Annotated in this window: 1 protein-coding gene; it reads left to right on the top strand. The window is 46.3% G+C overall.

Going from position 1 to position 836, the window contains the following annotated elements:
- Window positions 1-235 precede the first annotated feature (235 nt).
- Window positions 236-643, top strand: a complete 408-nt coding sequence (locus E1297_RS01240; protein WP_155132879.1) for a MerR family transcriptional regulator — start codon at window positions 236-238, stop codon at window positions 641-643.
- The last annotated feature ends 193 nt before the right edge of the window (window positions 644-836 follow it).

Raw genomic sequence — 836 nt, 5'->3', positions numbered from 1 at the left:
TCGTGGGATACAATCTGACTTTTATGGCACAGCGCATGTTCTTGCTTTCCCTGGAAGGAACGGGAAAGCAAGAGCAAACAGGACGCAAGGCGCAGCTTGATAAAAATCTCGAAGACGAACAATCATTTGAAATTTCAGATACAACGTGACATATGCGGCGTGACGGACGAGGTCACGTTGTAAAACCAAGAGCATGTAGTCTCTTAAACCACAAAAAGAAGATGAGCGAGTGTTGATGAGCAGCGATGTAAACAACGAAGAGATGACGATTGTCGAATTGTCAGAAAAACACAACGTGACTCTAAGAACTCTTCGATTCTACGAACAGAAGAAACTCGTTTCTCCTCGTCGTTTTGGAAATAATCAGAGAATATATTCCAGAGAAAATGTTGAAAAAATCGATTTCATCATACAATGCCGCAACATTGGTTTAGGGATTTCTTCGATTAAGAAGATCATTGAATCAGCCTCCGAAGGCTTTTATTGCCCCGTTACGCTAGCGGACGAGATCGAGAAGCAACTGGACAATCTCAACGATGAGGCTGAGTCCATCAAGGCAAAGACGGAAGCAGCCGAAACGTGGTTGAACAAAATTCGGGACGATGCTGACAGCGACATGCGGGCGTCGCGATCATTCAGTTGACTTCCACCCCTCCCTGAATGGTGTAAATCTTGATACCTTGCTGCGCGAGCTGCGCTCTTGCCCCTCCCTAAAGGAAGGGGTTTGCCGCGATTCTGGGTCATTGCCGACTGCATTGTTGGTTCGTTCTTGTTTTTATCGCGTTTGCAGGGGATGCTTCGAAGGGCAAGACCTTCCGTCAAGATTTCTTCCGTTC

This window comes from Roseibium sp. RKSG952, assembly GCF_009711355.1.
The sequence above is the reverse complement of the archived record's forward strand: the minus strand, read 5'-3'. Positions and strand labels throughout refer to the sequence as shown.

Coding starts and splice junctions, on each gene's coding strand:
- E1297_RS01240 (WP_155132879.1), top strand. CDS start 236: ATGAGCAGCGATGTAAACAACGAAGAGATGACGATTGTCGAATTGTCA.